Below are 18,202 nucleotides of genomic sequence, written 5' to 3' on the forward strand. Positions count from 1 at the left end.
TCTCACTTGAGCCGCGGGTCTGCCATGGCAGATGAGGGTCAGGTATCCCGGTGTCACCTTTTTTTACACAGCAAGACGTAAAGGGTTCTGGGCAAGCAGGTATGAAAAAAACGCAAAATTACCCGGAGAATCCCCACACAGCTTGGTGAGCGCTATAGCCTTGATTTACTGAGGTCATTTCCTGAAAAGTTCCGCTTCCGTTACTGCGCTGTTTTTCGTTCAGGCTGCGATGGCACAGAACTTGAAGCACTCCTGCACGAACACAAAAACGACAATAAAGTTGGGTTGGGGGTGTGTAATGAAACCTGTGACAAAAATAACGATGTTCAGTCTGGCGATGCTGGCAAGTGCTCATGTCAATGCCGCATTAGTCACTGTTGAGTTTGGCGCATTTACGGGTTCCTGGGTTAACGCGGTGGCAGATTCCGGCAGTGGTCAGCCAATGACGATCGGCAATGCGACGGATAACCCTATGTTACGCTGGGGGCTGCCATCGCCGTCTTCGGGTCCGCAGAGCGGCTATGATTTTGCCTCTGCAGCCAGCTTCGACACCACGTTTGATACAGATACCGGCACCAGCGATGATTTTCAGCTGGGGACTTTTACCCATTTAAATAATGTCATTCTGAGCACAGGTGCCAGCTTGCAAAGTGTCGATTTGCAACTGAGCACCACAGTGTCTATTGACGGCGGAACGCCGGTGGATGTGCAGTTTGTGTTTAACTTTACCCATAACGAGACCAGCAACAGCGCGGATCCCTGCGCGAACGGGGAAGCGAATGGCGTTGGGGTAAACGTGAACGGCTGTGCGGACATCATTACGGTATCCACCTCGCAGTTCACGGATGTCACTACCGTAAACGGCATCCAGTATACGGTGAACATTCAGGGTTTTCTGGTCAACGGTCTATTTGCTGATCGGTTTGAAACCGTTGAGCAAAGCACCAATCAGGCTTTCATTCAGGCTAATATCTCTGCACTGACTGAGGTGCCGGTACCAGAACCCGCCAGTGTTGCCATTCTGGGTACAGTGCTGGCTGGCATTGCCATGATACGCCGCCGTAAACGGCAGAATCAACGGCAGAATCTCAGCTCATAACCCAATCTCATCCAGCCGCAGAACCTGCGGCTTTTTCTTTGCCTGAACAGCGAATATTTATTCTTCGGGGCATGAAATTTTTCAGGCAGGAGTTTTACTGACTTGCAAGTCAGAATTAAATATATTTGTACTATTTATGCAAAAATTTGAGCTTGAGTAGCATTCTGTCATTCCCTTGTGGCATTTATTTGCCTTTGTTTTTCTTTTTGTGAATAGTGAGGGCAAAATTACATCAAATCGTTGTTTGGGGCGCGTCAATGCAGCTTAGTCATTTCTCAATCCGCAATAAAATTTTGGTTTTAGGTGGTGCAGTCTCACTGATGTTCGTGATTGCAATGTTATTCATTAAATCAGCTAATGACCGTATTGGCAGTAATTTCAGTGAGTTTTACCAGCATAACTATAAAGTGTCGCAATTAATCAGCCAGATTCGCCAGGCGCAGGCCGATATTATCGGTAATGTCAGGGGGCTGCAGGTGGTGTACCTTCTGGGGTTGTATGAACAAGTGCCTGAATTTAATGCGATTGTCGATAAAAACAGTGCGATCACCCCGGAACTGGTGAAAGAGCTGAAGCAAGACTACAACGGTGACCCTCAGATGTTGGCGGACTTTGAGCAAAAGTTATCGACCTACCAGGCCAATACACTTCAGTTTGTGTCGGATATGGAATCAGCACCTAACCATCAGGCACCTTATCCAGTATTCAGAGCCTTTGTTGACAGCTATGAAGCCCTGAATCTGCAGTTCGATAAAATCCAGCAGGCCAGCGCTCAGATGGCGATTCAGGCCAATCAGGATACCTTGCAGTCAATTAAAACCGCTAATACTGTCTTTTATATCTCCATTATCCTGTCGGTGCTGATTGCGTTTGTATTGAGCCACTGGATTGCGCGAGGTCTGGTTGGCGGGATCAGCCGGGTTAAGGCAACAGCCGAAGCCCTGGCCAGCGGCCATCTGGATGTGCTGTCCAATGTTAAAGGGACAGACGAAGTGGCCCAGCTGAGCAGCGCGATTGACAGCACAGTCAACCGTCTGAACAGTACTGTTGCAGGCATAGTGCGCTCCAGCACACTGGTGACCGAGAACAGCCGTATTTTACAAGATGCCAATAACAATATTCAGGTTGCGGCGGGTGAGGTATCAGAGCATACCATTCAGGCCGTGACGGCGATTGAAGAGCTCTCGACAACCAGTAAGAGTATTGCGGTCAATACCTCAGATTCAGCCAGAGCATCTGATCAGATGATGGGACTGGCGGAAAGGGGCATTGAATCTTCTGAGCACACCCAGTCTGTGGTTCAGCGGCTGGTTGCCACCTTGCAAGATACCTCGGGCGTCGTTAATGAGCTGCATGGCGAATCCCGCAAGATTGAAAGTATTCTGGAAGTGATACGCGGTATTGCTGAACAGACAAACCTGCTGGCCCTGAACGCGGCGATTGAAGCAGCCCGGGCCGGTGAACAGGGACGGGGCTTTGCTGTTGTGGCCGATGAAGTGCGCGGCCTGGCGCAGCGCTCACAAACTTCTGTCAACGAAATTGAGCAGATGCTGGCTCAGCTGCAACAAGCCTGCAGCAGCGCGGTTGACATGATGGCAGACAGCACCACAGAAGCCGATCAGGCCGAAGCGAGGATGTCTGAAACCAATCAGTTACTGGCAGACATCATGAACATGATCAATCAGGTTAATGAGCAGACTCAGCAGATTGCGACGGCAGCGGAAGAGCAGAGCGCGGTTGCCGCCGATATCAGCCAGAATATTCATACGGTGCAGGCGTTGTCGGATAAGACCTCGTCTATCGCCTCTGAAACGGTACAATGCAGCGATGACATGCACCGTGTCAGCCAGGAGGTGGTTGAGCAGGTCAGCTTTTTTCAGGTAGCCAATGTGAGTGAAGGTCACAGCATCAAGGCCAGCTAAAAGAAGCAGCAATAGAACAACGTATTGAAAGTTAATGTATTGAAAGTTAATAAAAAATAAGAAACCCGCCAATAAAATTACTGGCGGGTTTTTCGTACTGTGTAAGACCTAAAGGCCTATTTATAGTAGTGTCAGCGGTTTGCTTTTTCTGTCTTAATGCTGAGATCTGAGCACGAGATAACAATATTGCAGGCCAGTGTACTCACTGGCCCGTGACTCATTGCGTATTCACCCTTTGTGTACTAACGGTTGTGTACTAACGGGCGACTTCATCCACCAGATACAAGATCGACTGATAAGGCACACCACTGTGATGCGAGAGGCCGATTTCGCAGGTACGGCTGTTGCTGAAACCACGTCGGCAGTCTGGCGGAACCTGAGCCTTCAATGGTTCCAGCGAGGCGGCGTTAAGCTCAGGGATACTAAATCCTTTATCGCCCGCCCAGCCACAGCACTGAATGTGCTCCGGCACTATCACAGTGCTGACACAGGCTTTGGCCAGTTCCAGCATGTCATCTTCTAGCCCCATTTTGCGGCTGCTGCACGTGATATGCAGCATCACAGTCTCATGCTGACGTTTCAGTTCCAGATGTGGCAACAGATAATGCAGTACCAGCCCAACAGGCTCGACAATATTCATCAGCCGGCTGAAACTTTCCACACTGCGTTTGGCGCAGGGGCTGGCATCAATCAGAATCGGGTATTTGCCCTGTTCACTGGCTTGCCAGAGCGCGTCTTCGAGTTGCTGGCTTTTTTGCGCCGCAGGCTCTGTCATCCCTTTGCTGTCGTAGGGCATACCGCAGCAGAGATCGTTTACCGCCTGAGGGATAACAACATCAAACCCTGCCTTTGAAATTAGTGACATTGTCACTTCTGTGAGCGGGCGCTGATCCGGGTTATCTGGTTGCTGACCCATAGTGCGGCTGGCACAGGAAGGCAGGTATACCACTTTTTTCTCGCCGTGTGCCGGGCTGCTGCCGGCAGTTTCAATTAACTGATGGCGATTGACTGCCGGTAATTCTGGCAGCCACTGTGGTGTACTGTTGTGGCTCCAGCGTCTGGCTGCGTTGCTGATCGCTGTCATTCTGTGCTCACCAAGCAGAGACTGGGCAGACTGCGCCACGCCAAGACCGGTTTTCACTAAGCGGGTAGTGGTGGCGAAGTGATCGGCGGTCCAGCGCGCAATCGGCGCAAAGCGCTGATACTTGTCGGTACGCAGTTTTTTGATGAGATCCCCTGTGTTAATGCCCACCGGGCAGCGCTCGGCACACAACCCTGTGGCCGCACAGGTGTCAACGCCCTGATACTGAAAGACAGATTCCAGTGCTTTTGCGCCGACTGAGTCTCCGCTGCGATGGCGATGCTGCAGCTCGCGGTATAACACAATGCGCTGACGCGGGGATAAAGACAGCGTCCGCGACGGACAGACAGGTTCACAAAAGCCGCACTCAATGCAGCGATCCACCAGTTCGTCGGCCGCAGGCATGGGTTTCAGGTGACGAAGATGGGCGTGCGGATCGTCATTGATGATCACCCCAGGATTCAGCAGCCCTTGCGGATCGAACAGCCGCTTGATGCGCTGCATCAGCTGGTAGCCTTCTTTGCCCCATTCCAGCTCGACATAAGGCGCCATGTTGCGGCCGGTGCCATGTTCGGCTTTCAGCGAGCCATGATACTTGACGGCCACCAACTCGGCGACGGCATCCATAAAGGCACCGTAACGGTCGATTTCACTCTGAGCATCAAACCCCTGGGTGAACACAAAGTGCAGATTACCTTCCAGCGCATGGCCAAAAATGATGGCTTCGTGATACCGGAACTGCGCAAACAAGGCCTGTAGATCACGAACGCCTTTAGCCAGATCTGCGACAGGGAAGGCGACATCTTCAATGATGACAGTGGTGCCGGTTTCCCGTACCGCTCCCACGGCGGGGAACATGCCTTTGCGGATCGCCCACAGTGTATTGACAGTGGCCGGCTCAGAGGTGAAGGGCACAGATTCGATAATGGTAAACGCCGACAAACTGGCCATGATGGCGTCGCACTGACTGAGCAGTTCGTCGTGCGTACCTGCCCGGCTTTCAACCAGCAAGGCGGCGGCTTCCAGATCCAGATGGGCGATAAAATCGGGCATTCCGGCTTTATCGGCAACGGAGCGCATCGCGCGACCGTCCATCATTTCGACGGCGGAGACAGGGGTGGTGGCCAGTACTGAGGTCGCTTCACTTGCGTGCTCAATATTACTGAAAACCAGCAAAGCAGAGGCTTTGTGAGGGTGCTCGATAACCGTCTTGTAAGTGATGTCGGAGATAAAGCCCAGCGTGCCTTCAGAGCCGATCATCAGATGTTCAAGAATATCAATAGGATCACTGAAATCGGTCAGTGCATTCAGCGCGTAACCTGTGGTGTTTTTCAGCCGGTACTTATGCTGAATTTTATCTTTCAGTGCCGGGTGAGTGTCGACGTCTTTCTTCAGTTCAGACAAATCGCCGAGTAATGAGGCATGGCTGCGGCGGAATGCGGCTTTACTCTCTTCATCGCGGGTGTTCAGTACCGTGCCATCGGTCAGAATAACTGTCATCCCATCTACAGTGCGATAGGAGTTTTGTGCCGTACCGCAGCACATACCACTGGCATTGTTGGCCGCGATCCCGCCAATTTTGCAGGTGTTGATCGAAGCGGGATCCGGCCCGATCTTGCGTCCATAAGGGGCCAGATAGCGGTTAGCATCCGCGCCGATAACACCGGGTTGCAGGGTAATTTTCAGCCCGTTGTCTTCAATGAGATGGCCTCGCCACTGATCGCTCAGGGTGATCAGTACCGAATCGGAGACTGCCTGTCCCGACAGGCTGGTGCCTGCGGCGCGGTAGGTGTAGGGAATGTCCAGCTCGGCGCAGGCGCGAATAACCTCAATGACCTGATTCTGGTTGTGCAGGCGAAGCACTATCTTAGGGATCAGGCGATAGAAGCTGGCATCGGTGCCGTAGGCGAGGCGCTTGGCTTCATCTGTGATGATCTGCTCGGCATTAAGTAGGGTGCCAAGCTGCTGGATCAGCTGCTGATAGTTGTCCGTCATAGTTGCCCTTGCTCGTAGACGAAAAGTGAAAAAGTCTGATGCTTTTATTTATGAATCATGAAGATACTTTGAGTGTAGCGCGTAACAGCAAACAGACTTTGCTCTTGATCTCAGCTTTCGGTGCTCAGCGGCATTTCTGTTAACAGGGTGTGAACCCTATCGCTTTCCTTATTATCAGAAGAGAAAAACCATAAATTTGTGATCTGAATCTATACTTGAGTGTAACTGACTCTGGTCACCTGCAGAAATTTACCTGACAGCCTCCAACCCAAGGGATTGAGCATGAACTGGTATTTGTACGCACTCAGAAAGTACGCGGTTTTCTCAGGTCGCGCGCAGCGACAGGAGTACTGGTATTTCTTTTTGATTAACCTGGTCGTTACTCTGGCGCTGGGCATAGCAGATAATCTTCTCAATACTCCGGGTGCGGGCGAGGGGACAGGCTTACTGGGCGGTGTGTATTCGCTGGCAGTACTGATTCCTTCTGTCGCGGTAGGGGTTCGGCGCTTGCATGACATCGGCAAATCAGGCTGGTGGATGTTACTGAGCCTGATCCCGGTCTTGGGCTTCGTCATTCTGCTCTTTTTCTTTGCCAGAGCGGGCCAGCCCGGCCCGAATGAATACGGCAATAACCCAAAAGAAGAGAACGGAATGGGCCATATGGCGATGTAAGCAGCAGCCGGACATGCCTGGTAACACTCTGTGGGTTACCCTGACGCAGTTTCGTGGTATTTTCCTGTGGCTGATCTGAAACCTAAGTCAGCGCATCAGATTATCACGGGTCAGGGTACGAGACAGACGGGCAATCATGCAGTATTTTTTCCGACGACAATTCTTAGCACACTGGGCGTTACTGTTAACGGTCTGGGTGGTGTTTGTGTGTCTGTCGAAAAACACGGCTCTGCTGGCGCTCTGTCCGAATCAACCTGTTGAGGTCGTGCAAATCTTCTCTGCCAGTGAACTGGCTGAGCCTGAAGCCTCGGCAGATTCCTCTGAGTGTGATTTGTCGGAACAACTACTACAGGTGAAATATCAGCAGCTTGATACTCTCTTCCTGATCCCCATTCTGCTACTGACACTGTTGCTTGCTGGCTTGTTAGGCGCTGGCTGTCTCTCTCCGCCTCCGTCTCGTGAGCCTAAAGTCCCTAAAAGGCGCATTCATCTGACACTTTGTATTTTCCGGGAATAACACACATAGCATCTGGCGTGATGCCAAAAAATCTGTGTGTTTATTACTTAGGAAAGACAATGCAAAAAAATTTACGATTGACCATCAAATGGCTGACAAGCAGCGGGTTATGGCTGTGCCTGTTATTTATGTCTGTGGCCCAGGCATCAGTCGTCAGCACGGGCTGGCTGAGTGACCCCAATCATCCGCCGGTTGAAACACGCTTTGTGTTAACCGGACAGACAGATGCTGTCAATGGCACAGTGGCCGGTTACCTGGAAGTGCGCTTGCAACAGGGCTGGAAAACCTACTGGCGATCGCCCGGCGAAGGGGGCGTGGCACCCAGTATGAACTGGCAGGATTCGGCGAATATTGCCGAACTGGACTGGCAGTGGCCTGTACCGCAAAGGTATGACGTACTCGGTGTGGAAACCATAGGCTATGCTGAGGATGTTATTTTTCCGATGACCATCAAGGTGGAGGATTTTTCTCAGCCTGTGATTCTGCTGGCCACTCTCAGCCTGTCTTCGTGCTCGACGGTTTGTGTGATCACCGATTATCCGATCGATTTGTCCTTTATTCCCTCAGAGCTGACGCCTTCAGAGACTGACATGCGCCGCTATGCACAAGCGTTAAGCACTGTGCCGCAAGCCTCTTCGCTGGCTGAGATCAAGTCAGCGATCTGGGATGCAGAGCAAAGCAAACTGCAGGTAGTTTTGAGCAACGAACAGGGCTGGGTCAAACCTGATCTGTTTATTGATGGTGATTCCGACGCCGTTAAAGACAGCCATTTCTCACGTCCGGACATCAGTATTGAGGGGGAAACCCTGACGGCGCAGATAAGCGTGTTGAGCTGGTTCGGTCAGCCGGATCTCGCCCAGCAAGCGCTCACGGTCACAGTGACAGACGATGCGGTGTTGTCTGAACACAGCCTACAGGTGCAAAGCGGTATCGTTACCGGTCAGGCAGGTCATAGCCTACTGGTCATGTTCGGTCTGGCGCTGCTGGGCGGACTGATCCTCAATATCATGCCGTGCGTGCTGCCGGTGCTGGGCATGAAACTCTCTACCGTGCTGACGGCCGAGAAGCAGGAAAAGCAACAGATCCGACTGCAGTTTCTGGCCTCAGCCGGCGGGATCATCAGCGCATTCTGGCTGATTGCACTGGCACTGGTGGCGCTGAAGCTGTCCGGACAGGCTATCGGCTGGGGGATACAGTTCCAGAGCGGGGCCTTTCTTGCCGTGATGGTACTGGTGACCTTCATGTTTGGTGCCAATATGCTGGGGCTGTTCACCATCAGCCTGCCATCGGGCATCAGTACCTGGCTGGGCACCAAAGGTGGCAAAGGCTATGCCGGGCATTATGCGCAAGGTATGTTTGCCACCTTTCTTGCCACGCCCTGTTCTGCGCCGTTTCTCGGTACGGCGGTCGCCTTCGCTCTGGCGGGCAGTATCGGCAATCTGGCCGTGATCTTTACCGGCCTGGGGCTGGGGATGGCACTGCCCTGGATAGCTATCGCATTGTTCCCGTTTATGGTGCGATGGTTACCTAAGCCGGGTGTCTGGATGGGCAAAATGAAAGTCCTGTTCGGGATAATGATGCTGGCGACAACGCTATGGCTGCTGACTCTGCTGGCCCCACACTGGCCGATCTGGTCGCTGTGGTTGGCAGGTATTGCGGGTGTGAGCCTGATTATGTGGCGCTCCGTTAAAGTGTTTGGCGGCAAGCCTGTGGGTGTGCTGGGCAGCGTGTTTCTGCTGTTCAGCGCTGTTGCCCTGCTTGCAGCCAGTCTGACGGCTGAAAAGTGGGCGACACCTTTGCCGCCGGAGCCAAGCTGGCAGCCGCTGATTGCTGCTGATATCAGTAAGCAGGTTGCGCAGGGAAAAACCGTGTTCGTGGATGTGACCGCAGACTGGTGTATCACCTGTAAAGCCAACAAGGTTCGCGTACTGCTGCAGCAGCCAGTTTACGACGCGATTCAGCAACCCGGTCTGGTGCGTATGCAGGGAGACTGGACAATTCCTAATGATGCAGTGACCGCCTATTTACAGGCCAATGGTCGGTTCGGCGTACCATTTAATATCGTCTACGGCCCGGGTGCTCCTCAGGGTATTGCGTTACCTGTAATTTACACCAGCGAGGATGTAATGCTTGCTATTCAACAGGCTCAGGGAGGATAAGCCAATGAGTGAAGAGCATAAAAGGCACGCGGGGAAGTGGAAAAAGTGGCTGAGAGAAATCCTCTTTTTTACTGTGCTGCTGACTGTGGTTTCAGTGGGGGTCGATCTCTGGCGAAGTCAGTCCGTACCGGATGACGCACCTTTTACCCTGAAAACGCTCGACATACAGGGTGAGCCGGTTGATATTGCCGCGCTCAGTAAAGAGCAGCCTGTGATAGTGTATTTCTGGGCAACCTGGTGCGGCGTGTGCCGTTTTGTCACCCCGAGTGTTAATTGGCTGAGTCAGTATTATCCAACGATCGGGATTTCTCTGTCGTCCGGTTCTGATCAAAAACTGCAGCAGTATTTTGCCAGTAAAGGGCTGGATTTTCAGAATGTTAATGACGAAAAAAATGTGCTGGGTCGTGAATGGGGTGTGGCGTTTACGCCGACTGTGTTTATCGTCCGTGATGGTAAGGTTGCCTTTATCACCAGTGGCATCACCACACCGCCGGGCTTGCTGGCAAGGCTCTGGCTGAGCTGAGGATCTGGTTAAGCTGAAGCTGATTGATCGTAAAGCCTGTCTGCCTCATCGGCGGGCAGGCTTTATGCTATCGGGACAGATCCTGCCGACGGCTGAGATCTCTGGCTAAAATCAGCGCCAGCCCGATGATCTGCAGAAATAGCGCGAGGTTTCTTAAACCGGAGATGTGCGCCATCAGGCGGGTGTGCTTATCGGCCAGTGAGAGATTATCGATAAAGAGCTGATTGATCTTTTCTCTGAGCAGTTCCTGTTCGGTATTGAAGGCAGCCATGAGTCCTGTCAGCTTGTCTGTTGCCAGACCGGCGAATGTCGCATTGTGTAATGGTGCCAGTTGATCTTGTATTTCCTGCTGAACCGGGGTGGGAAGTGGCGCGCCGCTTAGCTCACTGAGCGACACTAGGTTCAGCACTAACTCCCGCTTTCGTTCTATCCCTTCAATCTGCTGCCAGGTCAGGCTGATGAGCTTTTCATTATTGTATTGCTGCTGAATGAGCTGGTTGGCATCAACCGTGGCACCGTCGATATAAAAGTTGGTCATCAATGCCGAGACGATATTGAGCAGCAGCCCTGTAGCGACAAGTATCCAGGTAGGAACCGACCATCTGCGCATCAGTTGAATTCCGTAACAGCACTCTCTTTAGTATGACCAGGCTGGCGCGGTATTTGTTGCAACGGTAAGAATGCACGAGAAAAGGGCGTAGTAGCCGTGCTGCATGATTGACTTTTCTTGTCACAGGTATCATTTTTTTAATAGAGGAGTCCATCAGTATTGACCTTCCCCTAAGGGAAAGCTTTAGGGTGTAGGCGTTCAGATATTCATAGGCTGGTTATGCGTCGGAAATCACGTCGGACAATCTGGTTAACCTTATTGACTTCACTGGTACTGGTTGTATCGAGTGTGGTCAATAGCACGCCTTTAATGACCTTCAGTATGATAAGTGACAGCATGGTAATGGCTGAACATCACTGTGCTGGTATGTCTCACACGGCTGACAATGAGCACTCAGAACACAGCGCGCAGATGCCACCCGGTTGCGATCATGATATGACCATGGCTCACGCCTGTTGTACCGCCACTTGCAGTACAGCTTTTGTGCTGCCCGTCCAGCATCAGCCTTTTCCTCTTAAGAGCCAGTTAGCTTTGAGACCAGCAGAGAGCGTTGTTTCTGTGGTTTACACTTCCCAGTCCCTTTACCGTCCTCCCATCGCCTGAATCCATTCTTCGTAAGTTGTCTCACCGTAACTGACGGTGAGTATCGTTTTTCTGCCGCTTTCCGGCAGCAAACAGAATGGATGTTATGGTGAAAAAACATATGCATGCTTTGGCGCTGAGTCTCAGTGCCGCCTGGCTGTACCCGGCATGGCAGTTTCCTGTCTGGGCAGCAGAGACGCTGGCCGTCTCCGCCCACAAGGAAGCTCAGCCAGCATCGTTACAAACCTTGATCGCGCTGGCTGTACGCAATGACGCCAGTCAGGCGCAGCTCGCTGCGCAGTCCAGTGCGTTACGTGAAACGGCCGTCGCCAGTGCCACTCAAATGGATCCCAAACTGAAAGTCGGTGTCGGCGGCTTGCCTGTGGACAGCTTTCAGTTTGATGACGATCCCATGACCAATATTTCAGTCGGGCTGATGCAGCAGTTCGAGCGCGGAGACACGCTTGAGCTGCAGGCCAGAAAAGTGCGTCAGCAAGCGGAAGGCGTGGACTGGCAAATTCAGGCCCGGCAAAGGGAGGTCGCCAACAGTATTACCCAGCTGTGGCTTGAATTGGGCTATCAGCAATATGCTGAACGCGTGTTAAGGGAAAATCAGCGCCTGATGTCGGAAATGGCCGGTTTTATCCAGACCAATTACGCGATTGGCAAAAGTGAAAGCCAGGACCTGCTTCAGGCCCAGCTTCAGGTGAGTCGGCTGGACGATAAACTTCAGGCCAACCGGCAGAGCCAGCGTAAATTGATGTCGCAGATGTCTGAATGGCTGGGGGCAGACTGGTTGTCGGCGAATGCTTCACTGGCTGCCGGTTATCAACTTGACAGGGCAGCGCTGGACGCTGTGCTGAAGTCGCACAATGGCACGAGTCAGTTTTACACTTTGCTGGCTCAGCACCCCATGGTGGCAATGACTGAAGCGGCGATTTCAGCCAGTCAGACTCAGGCAGATATCGCTGGCGAAGCTTACAAGCCTCAGTTTGCCGTGGAAGTCATGTACGGCTACCGGCAGGCCAATAATATGCGAGGCGAACCGGCTTCAGATCTGCTCAGTGCTTATCTGACGGTGGATCTTCCGCTGTTTACGGACAACCGGCAGGACAGAAACCGCGCTGCTGCGCATTATCAGGTTGGCGCAGCCAAATCTCAGAAAGACCTGCTCCTGGCTCAGCTGAACGCCAGGGTGAATGCCTTGCTGGCCGACAGACAGAGCCAGGCAGAGCGGCTGGAACGTTATCAGAACAGCTTGTTGCCGCAGGCGAAAGAAAGGACCAAAGCCGTGGAACGCGGCTATCAGAATAACACCGCGCAGTTCAGTGATGTGATCAATGCGGCCAGCGATGAACTGGCACTTGAACTGGAGTTGGCACGTTTGACGGCCGATTTCAGCCAGACCAGCAGTACGCTGGCATTTTTGCTGGGTGGTCAAGCCTTGCAAACTCTCGCCCCATCACTGACAGACCAAGGAAAATAAGAATGAAAACAATAACAATTACTGTGCTGGCGCTGCTGATTGGAAGCGCAATCGGCTATGTGGGCAGTCAATACCTCAGCAGCCAGGCTCTGTCAGCCAATAACAGCGACTCATCAGCGGATACACCCAAAGCCCCGCTGTACTGGGTGGCACCTATGGACCCCAACTACCGGCGAGATCAGCCGGGAAAGTCGCCGATGGGGATGGATTTGATCCCGGTTTATGAAGAAGACCAAGGCGGTTCTAAGACTAAACCGGGCACGGTACGTATTGATCCGGCGGTGGAAAACAACCTTGGCGTGAAAACGGCTGCGGTGTCTGTCCAGCCACTGTCGCCCAGAATTGAAACCGTCGGGTATGTCGCTTTTGATGAAAGGCACTTGTGGCAAACCAACGTGCGTGTCAGCGGCTGGGTGGAGAACCTTTACATCAATGCGGTTGGTGAGCAGGTGAAGCAAGGAGATGTACTCTTCACCCTGTATTCACCGGAACTGGTCAAAGCCCAGGAAGAGCTATTGAATGCATACCGCACTAAACGTGATGGCCTGATTAAAGGCGCCTATGAGCGCTTGGTGTCGCTGGGAGTTGATAAGGCACAAATTCAGGCCATCGCCAGAAGTGGCAAAGCGGTACAAACAGTGAAAGTGAAGGCCCCGGCAGACGGGGTGATCGCCAGCCTGAATGTCCGTGAAGGGGCGTATCTGTCACCGGCGCAGTCGGTGATTAGCGCAGGGCCCTTGAATACTGTCTGGGTCGATGCCGAGGTGTTTGAACGCCAGGCGCATTGGATAAAAACAGGCAGTAAAGCCACCATGACGCTGGATGCCCTGCCGGGCAAAGCGTGGCAGGGGCGTGTGGATTATGTCTATCCCATTCTTGACCCAGCCACCCGTACTCTGCGGATGCGGCTGAATTTCAACAATGCAGCGGGCGAACTCAAACCCAATATGTTTGCCAACATCGTGCTGGAGCCCGAGACAGACAAAGCGGTGATGACGATTCCGGCCTCTGCGGTGATTCGCTCCGGCGGTATGACGCGCGTGGTGTTGTCAGAAGGTGAGGGGAAATATCGCTCTGCCCGGATAGAAGTGGGCCGCCAGGCGGCAGAACAGATTGAAGTTCTGCAAGGATTAAGCCTGCAAGACCGCGTCGTGACCTCTGCACATTTCTTGCTGGACTCAGAATCCAGTCAGTCGGCAGATCTGGCACGCATCAACGGTGTTGAACCTGAACAAGCCACAGTCTGGGCAACCGGTGAAATTACCGAGGTGATGGCCGATCACAAGATGCTGACGATAAACCATCAGCCTGTACCGGAATGGGACTGGCCGGGCATGGTGATGAATTTCACTCTGGCTGACAGCCTGGAAATGGCACCACTGAAGACGGGACAGACACTGGATTTCGAAATTACCAAACTAGAATCCGGCCAGTATCAGGTGGTGGATTATAAGGTGCAGGAGCAGCCTGCTGCCCGGGAAATCTGGGTAAAAGGTGATATTACAATGCTGATGGCGGATTTCGGGATGATCACTCTGTCACATTCAGCGGTGCCTGAATGGCAATGGCAGCCGGGCGAAATGAACTTTACCGTCGATGACAGTATCGATCTGTCTGCGTTTACAGAAGGACAAACCGTCCGCTTTCTGATTGTCCGCAACGGCAGTGAGTACAGCCTGAAACAACTGAATGCGGCCGGAGGTGAGCAATGATAGCTGCCATTATTCGCTGGTCACTCCACAACCGTTTTCTGGTGCTGATAGCGGCCCTGTTCCTGACATTGGCGGGCCTGTACAGCGTTAAAAATACCCCGGTCGATGCACTGCCGGATTTATCCGATGTACAGGTGATCATCAAAACCAGCTACCCGGGACAGGCACCGCAAGTGGTGGAAGATCAGGTGACGTATCCGCTGACCACCGCCATGCTGGCAGTGCCGGGTGCCGATACGGTCCGTGGCTATTCCTTCTTTGGCGACTCGTACGTGTATATCATTTTCAACGATGATACCGACATGTACTGGGCGCGTTCCCGGGTACTGGAATACCTCAGCCAGGTTGCGCCCAAGCTGCCGGCGAACGCGAAACCGACCCTGGGTCCGGATGCGACCGGCGTTGGCTGGGTATACAGTTATGTGCTGCAGGATAAAACCGGCCAGCATGATCTGGCTGAGCTGCGCAGTCTGCAGGACTGGTTTCTCAAGTATGAACTGCAAACCGTTAATGGGGTGTCGGAAGTGGCCACAGTCGGTGGCATGGTGAAGCAGTATCAGGTGCAGATAGATCCAGCCAAGCTGCGCGCTTATGATTTAACGCTCCAGCAGGTTAACAACGCCATTCAGCGTGGTAATCAGGAAGTTGGCGCATCGGTTATCGAAGTGGCCGAAGCCGAGCACATGGTCAGAACAACCGGCTACCTGACCGGCGTTGACGATCTGAAAGCGTTGCCACTGAAAACCACAGCCAAAGGCACCCCCTTGCTGCTGGGAGATATCGCCGATATCAACATTGGCCCGCAAATGCGACGCGGCATTTCCGAGCTGAACGGCGAAGGTGAAGCGGTAGGCGGTGTGATTGTGATGCGCTATGGCGAGAACGCCAGTCAGGTAATTGAGGCGGTGAAAGCCAAACTGGCAGCACTGCAGCGCAGCTTGCCGGACGGTGTCGAGATAGTGCCCACTTATGACCGTTCAACCCTGATTAACGCTGCGGTTGAGAATCTGTGGCAGAAACTGGCGGAAGAGTTCATCGTGGTGGCGATTGTTTGCGCCATCTTCCTATTCCACATCCGCTCCTCACTGGTGATAGCTATCAGTTTGCCGGTCGGTATTTTAGCGGCCTTTGTCGTCATGCACTGGCAGGGGATCAATGCCAATATCATGTCGCTCGGCGGGATTGCGATTGCCATCGGGGCGATGGTCGATGGCGCGATTGTGATGATTGAAAATGTGCACAAGCACATCGAACGCACACCGCTAACGGATCAGAACCGCTGGCAGGTGATCGGCAAAGCGGCAGAAGAAGTCGGTGCGCCTTTGTTTTTCTCGTTGCTGATCATCACCCTGAGCTTCGTGCCTGTGTTTGCGCTGGAAGGTCAGGAAGGCAAGATGTTCTCGCCGCTGGCTTACACCAAAACCTATGCCATGGCCGCAGCTGCCGGACTGGCGATCACGCTGGTTCCGGTGCTTATGGGCTACTTTATTCGCGGCAAGGTGTTGCCTGAGCACAAAAACCCGGCCAACCGCGGGCTGGTGGCCCTGTACCGGCCGTTGCTGAATCTCAGTCTGGCTTATCCTAAAGCCGTGATTGTAGTGGCACTGGCGCTGCTGGCATCGGCTTACTACCCGGCCGCCAGAATGGGCAGTGAGTTCATTCCGCCGCTGGACGAGGGCGATCTGATGTACATGCCAACCACCTATCCTGGCATTTCAGTTGGCAAGGCGCGTGAGCTGCTGCAGCAAACCAACAAGCTGATCAAAACCGTGCCGGAAGTGGAAACCGTGTGGGGCAAGATTGGCCGGGCAGAAACCGCAACCGATCCCGCGCCGCTGACCATGATAGAAACCGTGATTCAGCTCAAACCGCGCGATCAGTGGCGCGAGGGCGTGACGACAGAATCGCTGCGTAAAACTTTCGACGATCTGGTGCAGTTTCCCGGCCTGACCAATGCCTGGGTGATGCCGATAAAAACCCGCATCGATATGCTGGCAACGGGTATCAAAACCCCGATAGGGATCAAAATTGCGGGGCCGGATCTGAAAACAATAGAAACCATCGGCGCGCAGATTGAGCCTATCCTCAACGCGATAGCGGGCACGGCTTCTGTCTATGCCGAGCGGGTTGCCGGCGGGCGCTATGTCACCATTGATATCAAGCGCCGCCAGGCTGCGCGTTACGGATTGAACATCCAGGACGTTCAGCAGGTGATTGCCTCTGCAATTGGCGGTGTGAACGTTGGTGAAACCATTGAAGGGCTGGAGCGTTATCCGATCAATGTCCGCTACCCGCAGGACTATCGGGATTCCGTGGTGAAACTGCAGAACCTGCCACTGGTCACGCCTAACGGCGCCCGGATTGCCCTCGCCGATGTGGCCGATATTCGCTACGAAGACGGGCCGCCGATGATCAAAACAGAAAATGCCCGTCCCAACGGCTGGGTGTTTGTGGATATTGAAGATCGTGACCTGGGCTCTTACGTTGCCGAAGCCAGAGAGATTGTGGCCCGCGAACTGTCGCTGCCAGCCGGTTATTCACTGACCTGGTCCGGGCAGTATGAATATATGGAACGGGCTAAGGCAAAACTCAGTGTGGTTACGCCTGTTACGCTGATGATCATTATGCTGCTGCTGTATTTCAGCTTCCGGCGGGTAGGGGAAGTGCTGGTCATTATGGCCACCCTGCCGCTGGCAATGGTGGGTGGCGTCTGGCTGATGTATCTCCTGCAATACAACTTCTCGATTGCGGTAGGCGTCGGGTTTATCGCATTGGCAGGCGTGGCGGTCGAGATTGGCGTGATCATGCTGGTGTACCTCAATCAGGCCTGGCACTGGCGCAAATTACAGGCAGAAGAACAGCAGAATCACCTGCAGCCACAGGATCTGACCGATGCTATCCGGGAAGGGGCCGGGCTGCGTGTCCGCCCTGTGATGATGACAGTTTTAACAGTCATCATCGGCTTGATTCCCATTATGTACGGCTCAGGCACAGGATCGGAAGTCATGCAGCGTATTGCCGCACCTATGATTGGCGGCATGGCGTCAGCCTTGCTTCTCACCTTGCTGGTGCTGCCCGCCATTTTCAAGCTGTGGAAGCAGCGCGAAGTTGCATCAAACCGTTAACTATCTTTGCCTTTCTCCTGCCCGGCGGGAGAAGGGCACAAAGGTAAACACATCAGAATAATTTTGCTGAACACAAAGGAAATACAGATGAAAAAAACAGTACTCGCCCTTATCATGATACTGGCCACGACGCCTGTCCTTGCGGATGAGATGGGCCACGGTTCAATGGACCACGGCTCGATGGATCATTCGAAAATGGATCACAGTAAAATGGATCATTCAGGGATGAAAATGGATGGCATGAACATGGAAGACATGTCTGCTGTCGGTATGCCCGCAAAAGGCGCCAAACCCGACAAAGTGGTTCACGTTATTCTCTCCGATGACATGAAGATCCGCTTCAAGAAAGACGTGCAGATCGAAGCCAACGATGTCGTGCAGTTTGTCGTAATGAACACAGGCAAGATCGACCATGAGTTCTCCATCGGCTCAATGGAAGAACAACTCAAACACCGGGAAATGATGCGCAACATGACAACCGGCCATGATCACGACAGCGGCTCAACCGTGACGGTAAAACCGGGTAAAGCCAAAACCCTGCTCTGGCACTTCCACGGTGAACCAGAGGTTGAGCTCGCCTGCAACATCCCCGGCCACGCCGAAGCCGGTATGGTGAAGAGCATCATGGTGCAGTAATCCAGCCCCATCAACAGCTTACACTTCACCTACTCAAGGAGGCACCGCCTCCTTTTTTCTCGCCGTAGAACTTGCCCTAATGC

General features: G+C 53.1%; 12 protein-coding genes. 10 read left to right on the plus strand and 2 right to left on the minus strand.

The genetic code is table 11. From position 1 onward, the window contains the following. Nucleotides 1–298 precede the first annotated feature (298 nt). Nucleotides 299–1,099: a THxN family PEP-CTERM protein gene (locus Q4491_RS02325; RefSeq protein ID WP_303454050.1), complete on the plus strand. Its 801-nt coding sequence runs from the start codon at nucleotides 299–301 to the stop codon at nucleotides 1,097–1,099. 257 nt (nucleotides 1,100–1,356) lie between these two features. Then, the gene (locus Q4491_RS02330; protein WP_303454054.1) at nucleotides 1,357–3,021 is read left to right on the plus strand and encodes a methyl-accepting chemotaxis protein; all 1,665 of its coding nucleotides are present in this window, start codon (nucleotides 1,357–1,359) and stop codon (nucleotides 3,019–3,021) included. Between the two features lie 256 nt (nucleotides 3,022–3,277). Here Q4491_RS02330 and Q4491_RS02335 read toward each other — a convergent pair whose 3' ends face one another. After that, entirely contained in the window at nucleotides 3,278–6,097 is a 2,820-nt protein-coding gene (locus Q4491_RS02335) for an FAD-binding and (Fe-S)-binding domain-containing protein (protein ID WP_303454057.1), read from the minus strand. A gap of 282 nt (nucleotides 6,098–6,379) precedes the next feature. Between Q4491_RS02335 and Q4491_RS02340 the strand changes: the two genes are divergently transcribed. From Q4491_RS02340 to Q4491_RS02355, 4 genes are all read left to right on the plus strand, one after another. After that, a complete protein-coding gene (locus Q4491_RS02340) occupies nucleotides 6,380–6,769 on the plus strand; it encodes a DUF805 domain-containing protein (protein ID WP_237795978.1) in 390 nt (129 codons plus the stop codon). Between the two features lie 136 nt (nucleotides 6,770–6,905). After that, nucleotides 6,906–7,286: a hypothetical protein gene (locus tag Q4491_RS02345; RefSeq protein WP_218383216.1), complete on the plus strand. Its 381-nt coding sequence runs from the start codon at nucleotides 6,906–6,908 to the stop codon at nucleotides 7,284–7,286. 59 nt (nucleotides 7,287–7,345) lie between these two features. Then, complete coding sequence (locus Q4491_RS02350) at nucleotides 7,346–9,445, plus strand: protein-disulfide reductase DsbD (RefSeq protein ID WP_303454067.1); 2,100 nt, start codon at nucleotides 7,346–7,348, stop codon at nucleotides 9,443–9,445. A 4-nt stretch (nucleotides 9,446–9,449) separates the two neighbouring features. Beyond that, a complete protein-coding gene (locus Q4491_RS02355; protein ID WP_303454069.1) occupies nucleotides 9,450–9,968 on the plus strand; it encodes a protein disulfide oxidoreductase in 519 nt (172 codons plus the stop codon). Nucleotides 9,969–10,035: 67 nt separating this feature from the next. Here Q4491_RS02355 and Q4491_RS02360 read toward each other — a convergent pair whose 3' ends face one another. Next, nucleotides 10,036–10,578, minus strand: coding sequence for a hypothetical protein (locus Q4491_RS02360; protein ID WP_303454072.1), 543 nt, complete (start codon nucleotides 10,576–10,578; stop codon nucleotides 10,036–10,038). A 691-nt stretch (nucleotides 10,579–11,269) separates the two neighbouring features. Between Q4491_RS02360 and Q4491_RS02365 the strand changes: the two genes are divergently transcribed. The 4 genes from Q4491_RS02365 to Q4491_RS02380 all read left to right on the plus strand — a co-directional run bounded on the left by Q4491_RS02365 (nucleotide 11,270) and on the right by Q4491_RS02380 (nucleotide 18,119). Continuing rightward, a complete protein-coding gene (locus Q4491_RS02365) occupies nucleotides 11,270–12,646 on the plus strand; it encodes a TolC family protein (RefSeq protein ID WP_303454281.1) in 1,377 nt (458 codons plus the stop codon). A gap of 2 nt (nucleotides 12,647–12,648) precedes the next feature. After that, on the plus strand, nucleotides 12,649–14,358 hold the full coding sequence (locus Q4491_RS02370) for an efflux RND transporter periplasmic adaptor subunit (protein ID WP_303454075.1): 1,710 nt from the start codon (nucleotides 12,649–12,651) through the stop codon (nucleotides 14,356–14,358). Further along, on the plus strand, nucleotides 14,355–17,483 hold the full coding sequence (locus Q4491_RS02375; protein WP_303454078.1) for an efflux RND transporter permease subunit: 3,129 nt from the start codon (nucleotides 14,355–14,357) through the stop codon (nucleotides 17,481–17,483). Before Q4491_RS02370 ends, Q4491_RS02375 begins: the two co-directional genes overlap by 4 nt. 87 nt (nucleotides 17,484–17,570) lie before the next feature. Then, nucleotides 17,571–18,119, plus strand: coding sequence for a copper-binding protein (locus tag Q4491_RS02380; protein ID WP_303454081.1), 549 nt, complete (start codon nucleotides 17,571–17,573; stop codon nucleotides 18,117–18,119). The last annotated feature ends 83 nt before the right edge of the window (nucleotides 18,120–18,202 follow it).

It is taken from the genome of Photobacterium sp. 2_MG-2023, assembly GCF_030547675.1.
Lineage (GTDB): Bacteria > Pseudomonadota > Gammaproteobacteria > Enterobacterales > Vibrionaceae > Photobacterium > Photobacterium arenosum.